Source organism: Flavobacterium azooxidireducens (genome assembly GCF_023195775.1).
Lineage (GTDB): Bacteria > Bacteroidota > Bacteroidia > Flavobacteriales > Flavobacteriaceae > Flavobacterium > Flavobacterium azooxidireducens.
In genome coordinates this window covers 332020-353177 of the sequence record NZ_CP096205.1, presented here as the reverse complement: position 1 = coordinate 353177, position 21158 = coordinate 332020, and the positions used below count along the sequence as shown (strand labels likewise).

At 34.3% G+C, this 21158-nt stretch carries 17 protein-coding genes; 9 read left to right on the top strand and 8 right to left on the bottom strand.

The features are described from left to right. Window positions 1-48 precede the first annotated feature (48 nt). Together M0M57_RS01585 and M0M57_RS01580 are read left to right on the top strand one after the other, a co-directional pair. Window positions 49-1167 (top strand): PQQ-dependent sugar dehydrogenase, encoded by a 1119-nt coding sequence (locus M0M57_RS01585; RefSeq protein WP_248434759.1) that lies wholly within the window; start codon window positions 49-51, stop codon window positions 1165-1167. Next, entirely contained in the window at window positions 1164-1592 is a 429-nt protein-coding gene (locus M0M57_RS01580; protein WP_248434757.1) for a c-type cytochrome, read from the top strand. The genes M0M57_RS01585 and M0M57_RS01580 overlap by 4 nt, the downstream gene beginning before the upstream one ends. 1 nt (window position 1593) lies before the next feature. Here M0M57_RS01580 and M0M57_RS01575 read toward each other — a convergent pair whose 3' ends face one another. Then, the gene (locus M0M57_RS01575; RefSeq protein WP_248434754.1) at window positions 1594-3678 is read right to left on the bottom strand and encodes a TonB-dependent receptor; all 2085 of its coding nucleotides are present in this window, start codon (window positions 3676-3678) and stop codon (window positions 1594-1596) included. A 125-nt stretch (window positions 3679-3803) separates the two neighbouring features. Here M0M57_RS01575 and M0M57_RS01570 point away from each other — a divergent pair, with 125 nt between their 5' ends. Together M0M57_RS01570 and M0M57_RS01565 are read left to right on the top strand one after the other, a co-directional pair. Then, entirely contained in the window at window positions 3804-5183 is a 1380-nt protein-coding gene (locus M0M57_RS01570; RefSeq protein WP_248434752.1) for an MATE family efflux transporter, read from the top strand. Continuing rightward, window positions 5183-5614, top strand: coding sequence for a hypothetical protein (locus tag M0M57_RS01565; RefSeq protein WP_248434751.1), 432 nt, complete (start codon window positions 5183-5185; stop codon window positions 5612-5614). Before M0M57_RS01570 ends, M0M57_RS01565 begins: the two co-directional genes overlap by 1 nt. A 58-nt stretch (window positions 5615-5672) precedes the next feature. Here the strand turns inward: M0M57_RS01565 and M0M57_RS01560 are convergent, their stop codons facing one another. The 4 genes from M0M57_RS01560 to pckA form a co-directional block, all read right to left on the bottom strand. Next, window positions 5673-6767 carry an endonuclease gene (locus tag M0M57_RS01560; RefSeq protein ID WP_248434749.1) on the bottom strand — a complete coding sequence of 365 codons (1095 nt, stop codon included), beginning with the start codon at window positions 6765-6767 and terminating at the stop codon, window positions 5673-5675. Between the two features lie 31 nt (window positions 6768-6798). Continuing rightward, on the bottom strand, window positions 6799-7854 hold the full coding sequence (locus tag M0M57_RS01555; protein WP_248434748.1) for an endonuclease: 1056 nt from the start codon (window positions 7852-7854) through the stop codon (window positions 6799-6801). 5 nt (window positions 7855-7859) lie between these two features. After that, on the bottom strand, window positions 7860-9074 hold the full coding sequence (locus tag M0M57_RS01550; protein ID WP_248434746.1) for an RsmB/NOP family class I SAM-dependent RNA methyltransferase: 1215 nt from the start codon (window positions 9072-9074) through the stop codon (window positions 7860-7862). Between the two features lie 129 nt (window positions 9075-9203). Next, window positions 9204-10823 carry a phosphoenolpyruvate carboxykinase (ATP) gene (gene pckA / locus M0M57_RS01545; RefSeq protein ID WP_248434743.1) on the bottom strand — a complete coding sequence of 540 codons (1620 nt, stop codon included), beginning with the start codon at window positions 10821-10823 and terminating at the stop codon, window positions 9204-9206. A 268-nt stretch (window positions 10824-11091) separates the two neighbouring features. On the opposite strand from pckA, the gene lpdA (M0M57_RS01540) reads away from it, so the two are divergent. Continuing rightward, entirely contained in the window at window positions 11092-12495 is a 1404-nt protein-coding gene (gene lpdA / locus M0M57_RS01540; protein WP_248434741.1) for a dihydrolipoyl dehydrogenase, read from the top strand. Between the two features lie 68 nt (window positions 12496-12563). On the opposite strand, the gene M0M57_RS01535 is transcribed toward lpdA (M0M57_RS01540), so the two are convergent. Continuing rightward, entirely contained in the window at window positions 12564-13553 is a 990-nt protein-coding gene (locus tag M0M57_RS01535) for a fasciclin domain-containing protein (protein ID WP_248434739.1), read from the bottom strand. A 229-nt stretch (window positions 13554-13782) separates the two neighbouring features. Further along, a complete protein-coding gene (locus M0M57_RS01530) occupies window positions 13783-15153 on the bottom strand; it encodes an alpha/beta hydrolase-fold protein (RefSeq protein ID WP_248434737.1) in 1371 nt (456 codons plus the stop codon). 113 nt (window positions 15154-15266) lie between these two features. Between M0M57_RS01530 and M0M57_RS01525 the strand changes: the two genes are divergently transcribed. The 4 genes from M0M57_RS01525 (at window position 15267) to M0M57_RS01510 (ending at window position 19539) form a co-directional block, all read left to right on the top strand. Then, window positions 15267-16013: a toxin-antitoxin system YwqK family antitoxin gene (locus tag M0M57_RS01525; RefSeq protein WP_248434735.1), complete on the top strand. Its 747-nt coding sequence runs from the start codon at window positions 15267-15269 to the stop codon at window positions 16011-16013. A gap of 35 nt (window positions 16014-16048) precedes the next feature. Beyond that, window positions 16049-17236: a tRNA 2-thiouridine(34) synthase MnmA gene (mnmA, locus tag M0M57_RS01520; RefSeq protein WP_248434733.1), complete on the top strand. Its 1188-nt coding sequence runs from the start codon at window positions 16049-16051 to the stop codon at window positions 17234-17236. Between the two features lie 27 nt (window positions 17237-17263). Continuing rightward, window positions 17264-18202, top strand: coding sequence for an NAD(P)H-dependent flavin oxidoreductase (locus M0M57_RS01515; RefSeq protein ID WP_248434731.1), 939 nt, complete (start codon window positions 17264-17266; stop codon window positions 18200-18202). A gap of 95 nt (window positions 18203-18297) precedes the next feature. Beyond that, the gene (locus tag M0M57_RS01510) at window positions 18298-19539 is read left to right on the top strand and encodes a hypothetical protein (RefSeq protein WP_248434729.1); all 1242 of its coding nucleotides are present in this window, start codon (window positions 18298-18300) and stop codon (window positions 19537-19539) included. Window positions 19540-19751: 212 nt separating this feature from the next. On the opposite strand, the gene lpdA (M0M57_RS01505) is transcribed toward M0M57_RS01510, so the two are convergent. Then, window positions 19752-21140 (bottom strand): dihydrolipoyl dehydrogenase, encoded by a 1389-nt coding sequence (gene lpdA / locus M0M57_RS01505; protein ID WP_248434727.1) that lies wholly within the window; start codon window positions 21138-21140, stop codon window positions 19752-19754. Window positions 21141-21158: the final 18 nt, after the last annotated feature.

Below are 21158 nucleotides of genomic sequence, written 5' to 3'. Positions count from 1 at the left end.
TTAGGACTTGTTCTGAACATATTTACGTATTTTTAAAAAAAATAAATTATGATACGATCACTTATTTTACTTATACTTTTTACATTTTCGAGTTGTAAAGCTCAAGAAAAAGCAAACGATATTGTTCTTCAACCGGAAGAAATTAACTATACATTTGAAACAGTTGCTTCCGATATAGATATTCCGTGGGGAATGACTTGGCTTCCGGATGGTTCAATGTTAGTGACTGAAAAATCAGGAGCAATTTATCACATTAAAGATAAAACTAAAACGGAGATTAAAAATGTTCCAAAAGTTGTAGCCAGAGGTCAAGGCGGATTGTTGGACATCGCAGTTCATCCGAATTATGATAAAAATGGTTGGATTTACATTACTTATTCTTCAGACGAAGGCGAAGAAAAAGGAGCAAATACCCAACTTATTCGTGTCAAGTTAGAAGGCCAAAGTCTTACGCAAATTCAAACACTTTATAAAGCAACACCAAACACAAACAAAGGGCATCATTTTGGTTCCCGAATTGCATTTGATAACGACGGTTTTGTCTATTTTACTGTTGGAGACAGAGGAAATCATCCTGAAAATCCACAAGATATAAAAAGAGATGGCGGAAAAGTCTATCGTTTGCATGAGGATGGAAAAATCCCAACTGACAATCCATTTGTAGGACAGCAAGGTGCTAAAGAAGCCGTTTATTCACACGGTCATCGAAATGCACAAGGAATGGCAAAACATCCTGTATCAGGAAAAATTTGGTTACATGAACACGGTCCAAAAGGCGGTGATGAAATCAATATTGTCAAAAAAGCTGCTAATTATGGTTGGCCGGTGATTACTTACGGAATCGATTATGATGGATCAACTATTTCAAATCTTACTCAAAAAGAAGGAATGGAGCAACCCATTTATTATTGGACACCTTCTATCGCTCCAAGCGGAATGGTATTTGTAGCCGGCGATCGTTATCCAACTTGGAAAGGTCATTTATTGGTAGGTTCACTTAGTTTTCAATATTTAGAACTTGTAAAATTAGACGGTGAAAAAGTGGTTGGCCGTCAAAAAGTAGCTACCGATATTGGTCGTTTACGTGATGTAAAACAAGGTCCTGACGGCTATATTTATATGGCTGTGGAAGGAAAAGGAATCATCAAAATTGTACCAAAAGCATGATAAAAGGAATTTATTTGATGCTATTTTTCTCATTGGGAAGTTTGATTTTTAGCGACGAAAATCCAACTTATCATTCTATCAATCCATCGAATGATGAGTTGGTAAAAAGCATCAATAGAGGAAAAGAAATTTACACCGATTTTTGCGTTCAATGTCATTTGGCAAGCGGAAAAGGCACGGAAACTTTCCCACCTTTAGCCGGTTCAGATTGGTTGGTTAATAAGCGAAAAGAAAGCATTCACGCAGTAAAATATGGTCAATCCGGCCCGATAAAAGTGAATGGAAAAAGTTATAATGGTAGAATGTCTCCGATGGGTCTGTCCGAAGAAGAAGTCGCCGATGTGATGAATTATATTATGAATTCTTGGGGAAATAAGCAATCAAAAATGGTGACGGTTTCAGAAGTAAAAGCCGTGAAAAAGTGAGTTAGTTAAATTGATAATTCAAACTCATCCCGCCATAATAATTTCGAGGATTTCCTGGGTAAAAATACCTTGGAGCCACATTCCCAAAACCAACAGCATTAGGCAAAATACTCGCCGCATATTTTTCATTTAAACTATTTTGAATACCAAATTGAAGGTTAGCTTTTAAATCCTTCCAAATCGAAAAAGTATAATTTGTATTGATGTCTAACAATTGATAAGGTTGCGAAGAAAGCGAATTAGCATCATTTAAAAACATTTTTCCTACCGTTCGATACGATGTTGAAAATGTGAATGATTTTGTCGTAAAGTCCAAACCAAAATTCCATTGAAATTCCGGCACACTTGGCAATTGATTCCCGGAAAAATCGTTGTCATTATCAATAAAATCTACAAATTCAAAATGATTTAAACTTCCTGAAACATAGGAATTCAATTGAATTTTTTCGGTTGAAAGTAGTTTGCCATTAATCAAAAATTCAATTCCTTGATGAAGACTTTCTCCGGCATTAATCCCAACATATTGATCTTCGGCAACTCGTCTGGCAACCAATAGGTTTTTAATGGTTGTTGCATAAAGATTCACTTCCGTATAAATTTTATTTTTCAAAAAGTTTCCTTTAAATCCAATTTCATAATTGATACCGATTTCCGGTAAAATGTCTGGATTCAATTGACCTTCAGGAGTTAATGTTTCGGCAACAGTTGGATGGGAAAATCCTTTATTAACCGAAAAATAGAGATTTTTTCCTTTCGAGAATTCATATGACAAACCAATTCTCGGCGACAAAATGGCATCAAAAGAATAATTTTCTTTCGTAGTTGAATCTGTTTCAAATTCGTCTTTTTGAGTATAATTCGTCTGATTAAAAGCAAGTCCTGATTCTAAATTTAACTTGCTTGATAATTGCATTTCAATTTGCCAAAAAAGATTGATATAATTTCTGTTCTGACTTCCATCACTAAATTTATCTCCTTGAATGCTTCCTTGATTTGGTTGAGTTTGGTATAAATTTTCATACAATGAAAAAGTATACTTTTCTCGTAATAACTCTGTTCCAACACTCATTTTTGTGGGTATAGAGAAAAGTTTATCTGTATAATTTAATTTACTTCTAACACCAAAATTCACGATGTTATCTTCTAAAATATCAAAAGGTCGCGGTTCATAGGCTTCTTTAAAGTTAGAAAATACAGTTGAATTCCAATTCCATTTTTCTGAAAATGTAAAGTCATAACCAATTCCAAGAAGCAATTTATCATATGATTCATAACCTCGAGCCGCAGCCCAATTGGCGGCCGCAATTTCGGGAGAATTATCAAAATCAGTTTGGTTTATCGAACTCGGAATAAAAACTTTCAGACGAGTTGCAATTCCAATAAAATTTAATTTTCCTTTTTCAGAAAGTTGATGTTTTCCAAATAAATTAATCGATTGTCGGTCATAACTGCTGTTTGCTCTAAAGCCTTCGCTTTGCAAATTGCTGTAATTGGCATATAAATTTGTTTTGGAATTTGACATTTGACTGGAAAATGAGTTTTTTATCAAACCAAAACTACCAACCGTTGTAGACGATTTAATAAATGAATTTTCTTCCGAAGATTGATTTCCAAATAAATTAATCACTCCACCCAAACCCGCACCAAAACTACTGGAGTTAGGTCCTTTGATGATTTCAATTTTATTCAAAACACTCAAATCAATGTCTTCCAAAGTCGTTTCACCTTCTCCTGTTGAGAGTGGAATTTCTTCAAAATAAGCTTTCACTCTGTTGGTGCTAAATTGCGAACGAGCACCAATACCACGAATCGTAATTCTATTCGTGTTTAATGTTCCTTGTTGCATATAAACGCCGGCCGTTTTGTTGAGAAGAGGAGTCAAAATCACACCATCTGTTTGATTGATTTCCTTGGCAGAAATTCGTGCAACCGACGAAGCCGTTTTTTGCATCGTATTTTTTATCGGCGAACCAATCAAAATCACTTCAGAAAGAGCAGTCGTGTCTTTAATCGTTTGTGTTTTCCCTTCTAAAATCATCAGAAAAAGAAATCCGAAAAGTAATAATGAAGTTGTTGATTTTCGCAAGGATTAAGTTTTATGGTTAAAATTAGGGTTTTCTTTCCACTAAGCCAAAGATGTTGCTGTCCTTAACTTTTTCTTTTCATTTTATCTGTCTAAAAGATGTACTTTTGCCGTCGAAATTAAGAATTATGAATCTTCAAACATATACCAAAGAATTCAACTACAATATGCGATTGGCTTATCCCATCATCATTGGAATGTTGGGGCACACGGTCGTGGGTATTGTGGATAATGCGATGGTTGGTCAACTCGGACCAAAAGAACTGGCAGCTGTTTCGTTGGGAAATAGTTTTATTTTTATTGCGATGTCGTTGGGAATTGGTTTTTCTACCGCTATCACGCCAATTGTAGCCGAAGCAGATGGAGAAAGTTCGATTGAAAAGGGGAGAAGTGCTTTTCATAACGGTTTGTTTTTGTGCACATTATTGGGTGTGATTTTGTTTCTTCTCATCTTTTTTGCCAAACCGGTAATTAGTTTTATGGGACAGCCGGAGGAGGTGGTGAATTTAGCCAAACCGTATTTGGATATTGTGGCTTTTTCGCTCATTCCGTTGATTATGTTTCAGGCTTACAAGCAGTTTGCTGACGGAAAAAGTGAAACAAAATATTCGATGTGGGCAACCATTATTGGTAATATTGTGAACGTAATTATCAATTATTTTCTAATTTTTGGGATATGGATTTTCCCCGAAATGGGAATAGTAGGAGCAGCCATAGGAACGATAACTTCTAGAATTGTGATGCTTGCTTTTATGCATTATATGATGGTGAAAAAGCCAAAATTTCATCCTTATTTTGAAAAATTCAGTTGGGATGAAATTTCGAAATCGATGATTAAAAAAATTGTCAATTTAGGAACTCCTTCGGCGATGCAGATGTTTTTTGAAGTGGCGTTGTTCACCGGAGCCATTTGGCTTAGTGGAATGATTGGCACAACGAGTCAGGCCGCCAATCAAATTGCGTTGAGTTTAGCCTCATTAACGTTTATGTTTGCGATGGGATTGAGTGTCACGGCGATGATTCGAGTGGGAAATCAAAAAGGGTTACAAGATTATACGAAGCTAAGAGTGGTGGCCATTTCCATTTTTTTATTGGCTACGATTTTAGAAATTTTATTTGCATTAATTTTCGTCGTTTTTCATAAAGTTTTACCATTGCCATTTCTTGATTTGGAACAAGCTGTTTATTTGAAAGATAATTTAGAAGTTGTTGCGATAGCTTCCAATTTATTGTTGGTGGCGGCTTTATTTCAAATTTCAGATGGATTGCAAGTGGTTGTTTTAGGAGCTTTACGTGGATTACAAGATGTGAAAATCCCAATGTATATTACGTTTGTGGCGTATTGGATCATTGGTTTTCCCATTTCAATTTATTTGGGATTGTATACAGAACTCAAAGCAATTGGTATCTGGATTGGTTTGCTGGCCGGATTGACCGTAGCTGCATTGTTCTTGTTTTATCGATTTAACTTACTAACAAAAAAATTAATTAATCAACAAAATATATAATGGAAATTAAACCTAAATTCGGATATGATAAACTTCTTTTTGGAATGAAACAAAAAGATGTAGAAGCCATTTACGGCAAAGCAAATCATTCTTTTATTGATGAAGAGGATAATATGGTTTTGATGTATAATGCTTTGAAAGCTCGCTTAACTTTTTATGCAGAAGAAGATTTTAAGTTAGGCTACATTATCATTTCACACCCAAATGCGATTTTATTCAATGAAAAAATCATCAGTAAAAATGCAAATGAATCCAAAGAATATTTATCCAAAAAAGGATTAAAATCGTTTGAAGTTGAATCATTTGATTCTTTCTCAAATTTATTCAATGAAGATTATTGGACGATTCTACAAACTGAATTTGATGAAGTTATTAAAGTAGAAATTGGTGCAATTATCAAAAATCAAGATGAATTTGACTGGAAGTTTTAAGCATAAAAAAACTCCAAAGTAATTTGGAGTTTTTGCTATATCAAAAAGTTATTATAAACTAGTTTATAATAACTTTTTTTGTAACCGATTGATTGTTAGAAGATATTTTTAAGAAATAAAATCCCGATGAAATATTTTCAATTGTATAGGTGTTATTTTGATGGTTAGGTTTTTGAACTTGTTGCATTAACTGACCATTTATCGAAATCAATTGAATTTCGTCAACAATTACATCAGATTCAATATGGATTCGATTTGTGTTTGACGGATTTGGATATACTGAAACTGTTGCCACAACTTCCGGACTTGTAACAGAAAGTACTTGACCCCAAACCATTTGAACATATTCCGGATGATCGATATACGGATTTCTGTTTCCTTGATAAATATAGGCTTTATTATTTCTGTTGATTTCAAAATCACTCACAGGATCAAGTATATGCCAAGCGTATAATGTTTCTAAGAAAGGTAATTTGAACACTTGATTTTCTGTTCCGTTAAACATTGGAAATGAATAGCCATCTACTTGATTTTCATAACGAGTTGCAAAATAGAAAAGAATTCTGGCAATATCTCCTTTAAATTCATCAATTGGCTCAAAGGCTTTACCTGAATAACCGGCTACAGAAATATCTCCCACTTTGGAACCGTTTGTAGAGGTCCAATTTGGATTTGAAACGTTTGCAAAAGGAAAATTACTTCTTCTATTGTTCACGTAACCGTCAGTAGGTGTTAATTGATGAATATCGCCAACCATTGGCATTTGCGAGTTGTATGTGCTTTGTGGAACCATGTGTTCACCATTATAGCAATCTGATTCGCCTTGATAATTTCCACATTTATCATTGGCATAATAGCTGTAATTATATGAATCAGGACCATTTGGTTTCTCTGAATACATATCTAAAATTGAACCATCATTTTCATAATAAAGATCTACATCAGTAGCTTTAAATGCTTTTACATCGGTAAAAAGATTGTTGTATGATTTTCCAACATGACCATTAGTGATGATGATTTTTAATTTGGTTTTTAAAGTATATCCGGTAAAACCAATAGCACTGTTATAGTATCCTGTTGGAATTGATTCTGTTGCATTTTGAGAAAAAAGTAGTGACGAAAACAAATACACTACAAGTAAAATTTTTTTCATTTTAATTAAAATAAAAGTTTATGAAATTGGTTTAATTAACGACTACTTTTTTTGTAACCGATTGATTATCTGAAGTTATTTTTAAAAAATAAAATCCAGAAGGTAAATTTTCAATTGTATAGGTATTATTTTGTTTAACTGGTTTTTGAATACTTTGAACTAGTTGACCGTTGATACTTATCAAATGAATTTCTTCTACTTCTAAATCAGAATCAATATTAATTCTTCGATCATTAGTTGGGTTTGGATAAATACTAAACTCATATGCAGTTGCCGTTTGCGTTGATAAAGTTCCCCATGTATCTTGAGCGGCAACGCCACCCCAAATTTTAGTTGCCAAATAAGGATTGTCAATAAAAGGGTTTCTGTTACCTTGTCCGTATTGGTTGTTAGAATTTGCTAAATAATTGTTTCGGGTAATTTCAAATTGCGAAACAGGATCTTCGGCATTCCAATTCAAAAATAAATCGATCATTGCATCCGGTGTGCCGGCAGAGCTTCCAATCCCAATATTTGTTGGTAAACATTGTGTTCCGTAGCGAACGTACATATACATTATAATGCGTGCAACATCTCCTTTCCATTCGTCACCAGGATACCAATTTGCACCAACTGTTCCAGAGTTTCCTGAACTAGCTGCAAATTTTCTGTTACCACGAGAACCATTTCGTTGCACATCACTAGCTCGTAACATGTGTGCATCTGCTCCTGGGCCCGATTGACCCAAATCTGGTGTTCCTATAGATTGTGCATAAACATGCTCACGATTCCATTGCCCATTATTTCCTCCGTTGTTGTTTCTGTTTCTGCTTCTGTCGTTTGTAACATCACTATCGGTACCATTTTCCCAACCATAAATCAGCAAAACATTATTAGAATTGTTTGGATCTCTGTCAACAATTTTTAGTGCTTCCCAAACGTCCGGCGTATAGGATAATTCATTAACGTGGGTGTTTGTTATCAATTGAGTCAATTGATTTTTAAGAGCAGTACCATTCAAATTAAAATTGATACTGTTGTAATAAGCTTGTTGCGAAAAAGCAGAGGCAACAACAAATAATAATAAAAAGGAGTAAATTTTTTTCATACTAATTATAGTTTTCGTTCTAATAAGGCCATATAAAACCCATCAAAACCTGATTCTGAGGCTAGAATTTTTTTATCTTGTACAAAGGTAAAGTTTTTTCCGTTTTCTGTGGTTAAAAAACGTTTTACTTGTTCCTGATTTTCAGATGGTAAGATAGAACAAGTAGCATAAACTAACTTTCCTCCTGGCTTTACAATTCTGGAATAATTTTCTAAAACTTCTGCTTGCACTTTGCGAATGTTGTCAATAAATTCGGGTTGTAATTTCCACTTGCTGTCAGGATTTCGTTTTAAAACCCCTAAACCACTACACGGTGCATCGATTAAAACGCGGTCTGCTTTGTCGTATAATTTTTTGATCACTTTCGTTGAATCAATAATTCGATATTCGATGTTGAAAGCTCCATTTCGTTTGGCACGAAGTTTCAATTGCTTTAATTTACTTTCGTATAAATCCATCGCAATCAACAAACCTTTGTTTTCCATTAACGAAGCCATGTGTAATGTTTTTCCACCTGCACCCGCACATGTATCTACCACTTTCATTCCTGGTTTAACATCCAAAAAGGCTGCGACTAATTGTGAATTGGCATCTTGCACTTCAAAAAAACCATCTTTAAACGCATCTGTCAAAAAAACATTTGCTCTTTCTTTTAAAACTAAAGCATCGGGTTGATCTTTTAAAAATTCTGTTTCGATGTTTAAATCCATCAAAATAGCATGTAATTTTTGTCTGGTAGTTTTTAATGTATTTACCCTCAAAATCACTTGAGCTTGTTGGTTTTGAGCAGCAATTTCTTTAGACCAAAGTTCTTCGCCTAATTCTTTTACGCCTAATTCATCCATCCAATCGGGAATAGATTCACGGTATTTTCTAGTTTTAGATAATTCATCAAAACGACCTTTAATTTTGCGTTGTGGTGTTCCTTCCAATTGTCTCCAATCAGGAATGGTATAACCACGAAGAACAGCCCAAGCAGCAAACATTCGCCATAAATCATCACGATCGTATGGTTCTTTTACTTCGGCAATTTCGGCGTATAAACGCTTCCATCTCACAATTTCGTAGATGGTTTCTGCAACAAACTTTCTGTCGGAACTTCCCCAACGTTTGTCCTTTTTTAAAGCTCTTGCCACCACTTTGTCGGCATATTCACCTTCGTTAAAAATGGCATTCAACGAATCGATGGTGGTATAAACTAAATTTCTATGTAATCTCATTTCAATAAAATAGCCTGCAAAGGTAGTATTAATTATCAGTTCATTGGAAATTAATCGTTAAAAAATTCAAAACCCAACAGAAAAAAATCCGTTGGGTTTTGAGAAAAACAAGCGTACTTATGGTTAGAGTTATGCTAACACATTTTCTAAAGAAGGACCGGCATAAACCAGTTTTTTACCTTCCTCTGTGTTAGTATATTGTTCAAAGTTTTTAATGTATCGAGCCGCTAAATCTTTGGCTTTTGCTTCCCATTCTTCTTCCGTTTTATATGTGTCTCTTGGGTCTAAAATGCCTTTGTCAACATTAGGCAATTCAACTGGAACAGTTAAATTTAAGAACGGAATGTGTTTGGTTTCCATTTTATCAATTTCACCACTTATAATGGCATCAATGATGGCACGGGTATTTTTCAATGAAATTCGTTTTCCGGTTCCGTTCCAGCCTGTGTTAACCAAATAAGCTTTGGCTCCGTGTTCTTTCATTTTTCCAATTAATGTTTTAGAATACATTGTTGGATGTAAGGTTAAAAACGCTTCACCAAATGCAGGAGAAAATGAGGGTTGTGGTTCGGTAATTCCTCTCTCTGTTCCGGCTAATTTTGATGTATAGCCGCATAAGAAATGGTATTGAGCTTGGTCTTCATCTAAGATAGAAACCGGAGGTAACACTCCAAATGCATCGGCAGACAAGTAAATAATTTTCTTAGCATGACCGGCTTTGGAAGGAAGAACTATTTTGTTGATGTGATAAATTGGATAAGAAACTCTTGAATTTTCGGTGATGGAATGATCGTAATAATCTACTTCACCATATTCATTTACCACCACATTTTCTAACAATGCATCTCGTTTGATTGCTCTCCAAATGTCAGGTTCGTTGTCTTCTGATAAATCAATTACTTTGGCATAACATCCTCCTTCATAATTAAAAACGCCATTATTATCCCAGCCGTGTTCATCATCACCAATTAAATAACGTTTAGGATCGGCAGACAAAGTGGTTTTTCCTGTTCCTGATAAACCAAAGAAAACAGCAACATCACCTTCTTCACCAACATTAGCAGAACAATGCATAGAAGCCATTCCTTTTAATGGAAGATAATAGTTCATCATGGCAAACATTCCTTTTTTCATTTCGCCGCCATACCAAGTTCCGCCAATAATTTGAATTTTTTCTGTTAAGTTGAACACCACGAAATTTTCAGAATTTAAACCGTGTTCCTTCCAATTAGGATTGGTTGTTTTTGAACCATTCATCACAATAAAATCTGGTTCTCCAAAGTTTTCCAATTCATAAATAGAAGGTCTAATAAACATATTAGTTACAAAGTGAGCTTGCCACGCTACTTCCATTACAAAACGAACTTTTAATCTAGTGTCGGGATTTGTTCCGCAAAAAGCATCAACCACATATAATTTTTTGGAAGTAGAAAGTTGTTTTAAAACTTGTAATTTTAAATTTTTCCAAATTTCATTAGTTGTTGGAAAGTTCACTTTATCATCCCAATAAATGGTATCTTTTGTGATTTCATCTTTCACAATATATCTGTCTTTAGGAGAACGTCCGGTAAAAACGCCGGTTTTCACAGCTACTGCTCCTGTATCGGTTAAAGCACCTTTTTCATATCCTTTCCGCATGTGAGATGTCTCGGCTTGAAACAATTCTTCATAAGATGGATTATAAACTACTTCATGATAACCCGTGATGCCTAAATCGTGTAGTTCCTGAATGACTTTAATGTTTTTCATAATTATTGAAATTTAAGATTGTAATTTTCTTTATTCTATGTATCAAATTTCCGATTTATCACAGTAAATAAACCTGATAAATATCACGTTTTCAATAAATCTACGAAAACGTTTTCTTTGTTAATTATTGATTTTCAAAGCATTGACATGTTGTTGGTTGATCTATAATAAATTAGCTAAAGTTTAATAAGTTAATGCATTAAAGTCCTCTAAAACTTTCGTAATTTTGCAATCGTTTAACTGATTTTCAACTACTAAATAAAAATATATGAGTCAATTTGATGTGGCCATTATCGGCTCAGGACCAGGCGGATATGTTGCAGCCATCCGTTGTGCACAATTAGGATTTAAAACGGCTATTATCGAAAAATATTCGGTTTTAGGTGGAACATGTTTAAATGTTGGATGTATTCCTTCTAAAGCATTACTTGCTTCTTCTCATCATTACCACGATGCAGTAGCTCATTTTGAAGAGCACGGTATTGAGGTTGGAAAAGTGAAATTAAATCTTGAAAAAATGATTGGTAGAAAACAAGCTGTTGTAGATCAAACTACGGGCGGAATCAAGTTTTTGATGGATAAAAATAAAATTACCGTTTTTGAAGGAATTGGTTCATTTGAAGATGCTACCCACGTGAAAGTGACCAAAAATGATGGTTCTTCTGAAACGATTGAGGCAAAATATTCGATTATTGCAACCGGTTCAAAACCATCAAATTTGCCATTCATTACGTTAGATAAAGAACGTGTAATCACTTCTACAGAAGCATTGAAACTAAAAGAAGTTCCTAAACATTTAGTCATTATTGGTGGTGGTGTAATCGGAATTGAATTAGGTCAAGTTTACCTACGTTTAGGTGCACAAGTTTCTGTGGTGGAATTTATGGATAGAATTATTCCCGGAATGGATGCATCGTTATCAAAAGAATTGACCAAAGTGTTGAAAAAACAAGGAATGAAATTCTACACTTCTCACAAAGTAAAATCGGTTAACCGAAAAGGGAAAGCCGTAACAGTGGAAGCGGAAACTCCAAAAGGAGAAATTCTATCTTTAGAAGGCGATTATTGTTTAGTTTCTGTGGGAAGAAGACCTTATACAGATGGTTTGAATGCCGACAAAGCAGGAGTAAAAGTTACCGATAGAGGTCAGATTGAAGTAAACGATCATTTACAAACTTCAGCCTCAAACATTTATGCCATTGGCGATGTTGTTCGTGGAGCGATGTTAGCTCACAAAGCAGAAGAAGAAGGTGTGATGGTTGCCGAAATTTTAGCCGGACAAAAACCGCACATCGATTATAATCTAATTCCGGGTGTTGTTTATACTTGGCCTGAAGTTGCCGCTGTTGGAAAAACAGAAGAACAACTAAAAGAAGAAGGCGTTGCATTTAAATCAGGAAGTTTCCCATTCAAAGCATTAGGAAGAGCAAGAGCCGGTGGTGACACAGACGGATTTGTGAAAATCTTAGCCGATGCCAAAACCGATGAAGTGTTAGGTGTTCACATGATTGGCCCACGTTGTGCCGACTTAATTGCAGAAGCCGTAACCGCAATGGAATTTAGAGCCAGTGCCGAAGATATTTCGAGAATGAGTCATGCTCATCCAACGTTTGCAGAAGCGGTTAAAGAAGCAGCTTTGGCGGCTACGGATAATCGTGCTTTGCATGTGTAATTTCTAAATATATAATATAAAAAAGCTCCGAAATTTCGGAGCTTTTCTTTTTCATAGCGAATCTGTTATTAGTTTGGTAGTAAAACTCTGTTTAATACATGAATTACACCGTTTGCTGCTTGAACATCAACAGCCACAATTCCAGATGCTCTTCCTACACCATCAGTCACATTTGCAATATTTCCACCTGTGCCTGGTAAAGTGATATTAATCGTTGGTGATGCACCGAATAAAGTTGGAACATTAGTAGTACCATTAGGCGTAAGTCCACTAGACAATACATTTCCAAATGCTCCAGTAGCAACATGGTATTTTAAAACAGCATCTAACGTAGGTTCTGGAATGTCTGCCAATCCAATTCCTCCTAATTCGGTTAATAGAGCTGTAAAAGCATCATTAGTTGGAGCAAATACTGTGAATGGTCCAGCCGCACTTAAAGCAGCCGGAAAATTTGTAGTATTTCCTTCTCTAGTTAATGCTGCTTCTAATAAATCAAATGTTGGATCAGCCTGAGCAAAAGTTACTACAGTTGGCAATCCAATTACAGCATCTACCACATGAACCACACCATTTGAAGCAATGATGTTTGGAGTTACTACAGATGAAACACCATTTAAACGTACACCTGATGTAGTGTTAACATACAAGTTAAGGTTTCTGTCTGCACCACCGTTATAGGTAGCTAGTGTTTTTACTCCGTAACCAGTTGATAACTGAGAGGACTGAACACCACCAGCAACTACATGATTTAACAAAAGTTGAGTCAAGTCTGCATCAGATACTTGATCTAAACTAGTTAACCCGTTCGCGGTTAAATAATTTTGAAAAGCTGTATTAGTTGGAGCAAATACAGTAAGTTGTGTTGTTCCATCTACTGCAGCAACTAAATCTACACGGTCTAGTGCTTGCACTAAAATACTTAAATTTGGTGTGCGAGAAGCGATAGCTGCAATGGTATTGCTTTGCGGAGCACCAGCATCATCATCATCGCTACAAGAAAAAGTAGTTATTGCTAAAAAAGCAAAAAGTACCGATTTAAAAAAATTTCCATTTTTCATAGTTATTGAGTTTTTTATTGTTCAATACAAATATAGAAATTATTTTTCAATATTGTTTAATCTTTTTTGATTTATGATAAACAAAAATGAAATTTTATATTTTTTAAGAAGCTAATTTTTTTATAAAATGCCTTATTTTATTGCCTAATTTTGTTATGTTTAAGAATTTAAGGATTGTTTAAAATTGTTTAATTTTAACAAAAATTTAATAAACAAAATGTAAAAAATCTTAATTAAGTATTACTTTAATTGTATTTATTTCAGATTTCAAGATGTAAATACCACTTTTCAAATTGTCAGGTAAACTATTCATTCCGTTTTCAAGTTGTAGAGCAGTAACTTTTTGTCCGGTTACAGCAAAAAGTTCAAACGTTGTGTTATCTTCAAAACCTTCTAACCAAAGTTTTCCGCTTAACGTTTGAATAATAGTTGGTTTTATGGTTGATATAGTTTCAACAGATAAATTTTCATCCATAAACAACCATTGATAAGCAGCTCCAAATTCTCCTCGCCAATAACTTTCTGTGTGAGTTCCATACGAATCAAATTTTGTCAACGTATTATCAGAAGACATTCCGTTATTCTGCATAGCATTTTTGATAGTGTTTGTATTTGTTACCATGGTAGATGATTCATTTTGCCCTGCAACAAAATAACTTCTATGGTTAGATAAATCAATCGGTGAATTTAAATAGGAATTCAAATCATCCAAGGCAAACCAATAGGCTGGACTAAATGAACCTAATTTCCGAAACAGATTTGGATATTCACAAACACCATACGTTGCAATTAAACCTCCCAATGAACTTCCAATTAAAGCATTGAACTGAGGTTCTGTTCGAGTTCTGAAATTTTCATCGATATAAGGTTTCAACGTTTCCGCAATAAACTCCATATATTCATCCCCTTGACCACCACCGTATTGAGCATTAACCCAAGGCGAATATTCATTTTGACGTTCGCCTAAACCATTGTCAATACCAACCACAATTGCTCCGTAATCGCCTTGATTAAAAAGTGTATTTAAGGTTTCATCCACTTCCCATTCTCCTGCAAAAGAAGTTAGGTTATCAAATAAATTTTGTCCGTCTTTCATATACAAAACCGGATAATTCTTTGTAGAAGTCTGATAATCCGGTGGTAAATACAACCAAATTCTTCTATTTCTGTCCAATTGCGGCATATAAAAATTAGAACTCAAAATCTGAACATTTGCAGCGGCTGTGCTGTTATTTACTCCTCCAAGATCTTCCCAGGACTGAATGGTTAAGGTTAAAGTTTGTGGAGAACCTGTAAAACTGAAAGTTCGATTAGGTAAAAATCCACCGGAAGCATTTCCTTCTACAGTTGCCCAACTTCCACGAGTAAATTTATATTCAACTGTTCCTGTTCCTTCTGGAATAACAAGTTGATAAGCTCCAAATCCGTCCGGTTGCATGATTGAATTATTGTCAACCGGATTCCAACCATTCACACTTCCTGCCAAATAGATTGTTGCTTCAGAAGGTGTGTTTCCGGGAATTGAAGTAATTCTCAATGTTACTTGACCATAAAATGTAAAGGAAAAAATCGAAATAAATAGGAGTAGAAATTTTTTCATAGTTTTGAATGTTAAATGGTATAACTTCAAATTTATGAATTTTCAAACAAATTCTGCTCATCATATACTATTTTTGCTTTTGTTTAGTTTTATAAATAAAAAATAATAAATCCATGAATATCCAATTTTTTAAAAAAATAGTTCTCATTATCTTTTTCATTAGCTCTGCAATTTTTGCACAAGACAAAATCAATCAAGTTGATGAAAAAGGAAACAAACACGGACTTTGGAAAGGTGTTTATGAAGATACTAAATATCCTAAATATGAAGGAGAATTTAAAAATGGAAAGGAAGTAGGTGTTTTTACCTTTTATGATAACACTAAAGTGAAAAAAATTGTAGCTACAAGAGATTTTTCTGCTAAAGATGGTTCATGTTATACTATAGTTTTCAATGGAAAACATAAAGTTAGCGAAGGAAAATTAGTCAATAAGATTCATGAAGGCGAATGGAAATTTTATCATCTACGATCCGATACCATAATGAATTTAGAGAATTATAAGAATGGTAAATTACATGGTGTGAAAAAGGTATTTTATAACACAGGACTGATTGCCGAAGAGGTAAATTATGTTGAAGGAATCAAAAATGGACCTTATAAAAAAGTGGCCGAAAATGGTGTCGTTTTAGAAGAAACAAATTTTAAAAACGGCGAATACCACGGATCAGCAATTTTTAGAGAAGCAGCTGGTGGAAAATATACGGTTGGAGAATATAAAAACGGTCAATCAGTTGGAATTTGGAAATTTTATGATAAGGACAAACTGGTAAAAGAAGAAAACCGTAGCGAAAAGAAAAAAGCCAAACCCAAAACAGCGAAAGGCGAAGCCAAAAGAAAAGTTAAAGCACAGAAACAGTAATTTCAGAAATCCCTACCTTTGCAAAAATTTTTGAAATGAAAAGAGTAGTAGTCGGACTTTCCGGCGGGGTAGATTCCAGTGTTGCGGCGTATTTGTTGAAAGAACAAGGTTACGAAGTCATCGGTTTGTTTATGAAAAACTGGCACGATGATTCGGTAACAATTTCAAACGAATGTCCGTGGTTGGAAGATTCCAATGATGCTCTTTTAGTAGCCGAAAAACTCGGAATTCCGTTTCAAACAGTCGATTTAAGCGAAGAATACAAAGATCGTATCGTTGATTATATGTTCAAAGAATACGAAAACGGAAGAACTCCAAATCCGGATGTTTTATGCAATCGCGAAATTAAGTTTGATGTTTTTATGAAAATCGCTCTTTCTTTAGGAGCAGATTTTGTGGCAACCGGACATTATTGCCGTAAAGGAATTCTTGAAAAAGACGGAAAAGAAATCTATCAATTGCTTGCCGGAAAAGATGACAATAAAGATCAATCGTATTTTCTATGTCAATTATCGCAAGAGCAATTAGCAAAATCATTGTTTCCGATTGGTGAATTGACCAAACCGGAAGTACGTGAAATTGCTTCAAAATTGGATTTAATTACCGCAGAAAAGAAAGATTCGCAAGGATTATGTTTCATTGGGAAAGTGCGATTGCCTGAATTTTTACAACAAAAATTACAACCCAAAGAAGGCATTATTATCGAAATTGATAAAAATGATCCGATTTATACTTTACAAAAACCAACTTTTGAATCAATAGAAGATCAACTGAATTTTGATGCTCAACCTTTCCACTATTTGCCAAGTATGGGAAAAGTGGTAGGCAAACATCAAGGTGCTCATTATTTCACAATCGGTCAACGAAAAGGGTTGAATGTTGGTGGAACTAAAGAAGGTTTATTTATCATTGCCACTGATATTGAAACCAATACAATTTACACAGGACAAGGTCATACTCATCCCGGATTATTCAGAAAAGCATTAAGAGTTCAACCGAATGAAATTCATTGGGTTCGAGAAGATTTACGTTTGAAGAATGGCGAAACAATGGAAGTAATGGCACGCATTCGCTATCGTCAAGCATTGCAAAAAGCTACGTTACATCAATTTGAAAGTGGATTATTTGTTGTTTTCGATGAACCACAATCTGCCATTACAGAAGGACAATTTGTGGCTTGGAATATGGGTGATGAATTAGTAGGTTCGGGTGTAATTTCGTAAATTCGCTTTTCTTAATTATTTGAATTTATGAACAGAATTACATCTCTTTTCAGCATACAATACCCAATTATTCAAGGTGGAATGATTTGGAATAGCGGTTACAAATTAGCCAGTGCCGTAAGCAATGCAGGTGGTTTAGGATTAATTGGAGCCGGTTCGATGTATCCGGATGTTTTGCGAGAACATATCCAAAAATGTAAAAAAGCAACTGACAAACCGTTTGGTGTAAATGTTCCGATGTTGTATCCGAATATTGAAGAAATCATTCAAATTATTATTGAAGAAGAGGTAAAAATCGTCTTTACATCTGCAGGAAATCCAAAAACGTGGACTTCTTTTTTAAAGGAAAAAGGAATTACAGTTGTTCACGTAGTGAGTAGTTCAAAATTTGCATTGAAAGCTCAAGAAGCCGGAGTAGACGCTGTGGTTGCCGAAGGTTTTGAAGCGGGAGGACATAACGGAAGGGAAGAAACCACTACCTTAACATTAATTCCAATGGTGAAAGAAAATATTTCCATTCCATTAATCGCTGCGGGTGGAATTGCAACCGGAAGAGGAATGTTGGCTGCTATGATTTTAGGTGCTGATGGCGTTCAAATGGGAAGTCGTTTTGCAGCTTCCACAGAAAGTTCTGCTCACGCTGATTTTAAACAAACAATTATTGATACGAAAGAAGGCGATACGTTGGTTACATTGAAAGAATTAGCTCCCGTTCGATTGATTAAAAACAAGTTCTACAATGATATTCAGGAATTGTATGCCAAATGTCCAACTCCCGAAGAATTAAAAGAATTGTTAGGCCGTGCCCGTGCCAAACGCGGTATGTTCGAAGGCGATTTAGTGGAAGGTGAATTAGAAATCGGTCAAATTGCCGGATTAATTCACGATATCAAACCAGTGAAAGAAATTATTGATTCGGTTATGGAAGAATTTGAAATGGCTAAGAAGGAAGCTGTTTTGCTTTAAGTAATTAAATTGACTAGTCCTAAATAATCGAAACAGATTATTAGACAAAAATAAGCTCGTGAAAATAGTAAATTAGAAAAATATTTATAATCCATATGAGAGCAATTTACTTAATTTGTAGCTTTGTTTTTTTTGTCGGTTGTAAACCTATTTTAAATGATAATCAAAAAGAATTGTGTTTTTCTGAAAAAAAAGAAAATCCACATGCATTTGCCAATACAATTTTCAAAGAGAGTGAATATAATTATTTGAAACCCTTAAATTGTTTGTTGTTAAATGAAGATTACTACAGAGAGATTGACGCAATTGATTTTTATTATCAAACATTGTTAACTTTCTCATCTTTTGCAAATGATTCGCTTGTTTACTTCGATACATATAGTAAGAGATTTAAATCAGAAAGGAAAAATAATCAGTATAAATTTGATACTTTAAAAATCATTGATGGAAAAATTTTTATAATAAATAAAGCAAAAAATGAAAGGGTAATTATGTTCAATGAACAGCATTATCGAACAAATCAAAGGTTTTTTTTAAAATCATTACTTCAAGATTTTAAAGAGTTAGGTTATAATTATTTAGCTCTTGAAGCGGCTGATAATACTAATTTTAGAGAAAATTATATATTAAATCATGAGGAAGGCTTTTATTTGAATGAGCCTAATTTTGCAAATCTTGTTGCAGAAGCCTTAAAACTTGGCTTCAAAATTAAATCCTATGAAAGTAATATCTCTTGTGTTGAAAGTAAAAACTGTTACAATTTTAGGGATTCAATTCAAGCATTAAACCTGAATAAAATTCTTAAAGATGACAAAGAAGCAAAAATTATAGTATTGGCAGGAGGAAGTCATATTTATGAAAAATCATCTAGAAATAAAAATATGGCACAATATTTTAGAGAATTAACAGGTATCAATCCATTTACAGTTGATCAAATTTCTCTAGTTGATAATTGTACGAATAATAATTCTTTCTATTATCAGGCTAATTCAAATTTTGATATTAAATCCCCATCAGTAATTTTAACTGAGGATGATTCGATATATGAATATGATAACAGAGTTGATTTGTCATTAATTTATCCTTTAAACAATCAACAAAATTGGATGTTTGAGGATAAAAGTGTTGTTGAGATAAAATTAAAAAAACAGTATAATCGTCTTGTTTTTCAGGTATTCAATAGAAAAAATAGTCAAAAAATTCCGGTTTTCAATAAAGTATTATATTCAACCGATTCTACATTGAAATTATACTTAGAGCAAGGAGAGTATTTTTATGTTGTAAAAGATGAAAATGATAAAATATTTATAAAAAAGAATTTTAAAATTCATCATTGATTTTTGCAGACATTTAAGCTTACAACTGTAAGTAATTTTATGAATCATTAAATGTATTTCAACATAATTAAAAGCTACATATTTATATAATATCGATCAATATATCTTCTTTTTTTAGAAGGAAGAAGTGTTTTGCTATTAAAGATTAAGATATAACCTAAAAAACCGTCCAACTTAAAAAATTGAACGGTTTATATAATTTAAATAACTTATTACAAATGAATCACTTCACCATACGCATCGGCCACAGCTTCCATTACCGCTTCACTCATAGTAGGGTGAGGGTGAATTGCTTTTAAAATTTCGTGACCTGTTGTTTCTAATTTACGAGCTACAACGGCTTCGGCAATCATATCGGTTACGCCGGCACCAATCATGTGGCAACCTAACCATTCGCCATATTTGGCATCAAAAATTACTTTTACAAATCCGTCCGGAGTTCCGGCAGCTTTTGCTTTTCCGGAAGCCGTAAACGGAAATTTACCCACTTTTAATTCGTATCCTTTTTCTTTCGCTTGTTTTTCCGTTAAACCAACTGAAGCAATTTCCGGAGTAGCATACGTACAACCCGGAACGTTTCCGTAATCCAATGGTTCAACGTGTAATCCTGCGATTTTTTCTACGCATAAAATTCCTTCTGCCGAAGCAACGTGAGCTAAAGCTTGCCCCGGAGTTACATCACCAATGGCATAATAACCCGGAATATTCGTTTGATAATAATCGTTTACTAAAATTTTATCGCGGTCAACGGCAATTCCAACATCTTCTAAACCAATGTTTTCAATGTTCGTTTTGATTCCAACTGCGGATAATAAAATATCAGCTTCAATAACTTCTTCGCCTTTTGATGTTTTCACAAATGCTTTAACACCATTTCCGCTAGTATCGATTCGTTCTACAGAAGAACTTGTCATGACAGTAATTCCTGATTTTTTTAACGAACGTTCAAATTGTTTTGAAATATCTTCGTCTTCTACAGGAACAACATTTGGTAAAAATTCAACAATTGTTACTTCCGTTCCCATCGCATTATAAAAACTAGCAAATTCAACACCAATAGCACCCGAACCTACTACAATCATCTTTTTTGGTTGTTCCGGCAATGTCATCGCTTGACGATAACCAATTACTTTTTTACCATCTTGCGGCAAATTAGGCAATTCTCGTGAACGAGCTCCTGTTGCGATGATGATATGGTCTGCACTGTATTCAGACACTTTTCCATCACCTGCAGTAACATCTATTTTTTTACCTGGTTTTACTTTACCAAAACCTTCGATTACATCAATTTTATTTTTTTTCATTAAGAATTGAACGCCTTTACTCATTCCGTCTGCCACTCCGCGACTACGGTTGATTACAGCTCCAAAATCTTTATCAAAATCTTTTACGATTAATCCGTAATCTGAAGCATGTTTCAGGTATTCAAACACTTGAGCCGATTTTAAAAGTGCTTTGGTTGGAATACATCCCCAATTTAAACACACACCGCCTAAATTTTCTTTTTCAATAACGGCTACTTTAAAGCCCAATTGTGAGGCACGGATGGCTGTTACATATCCACCGGGACCACTACCTAAAACAATAATATCGTATTTCATTTTCTTTTGAATTTTCGT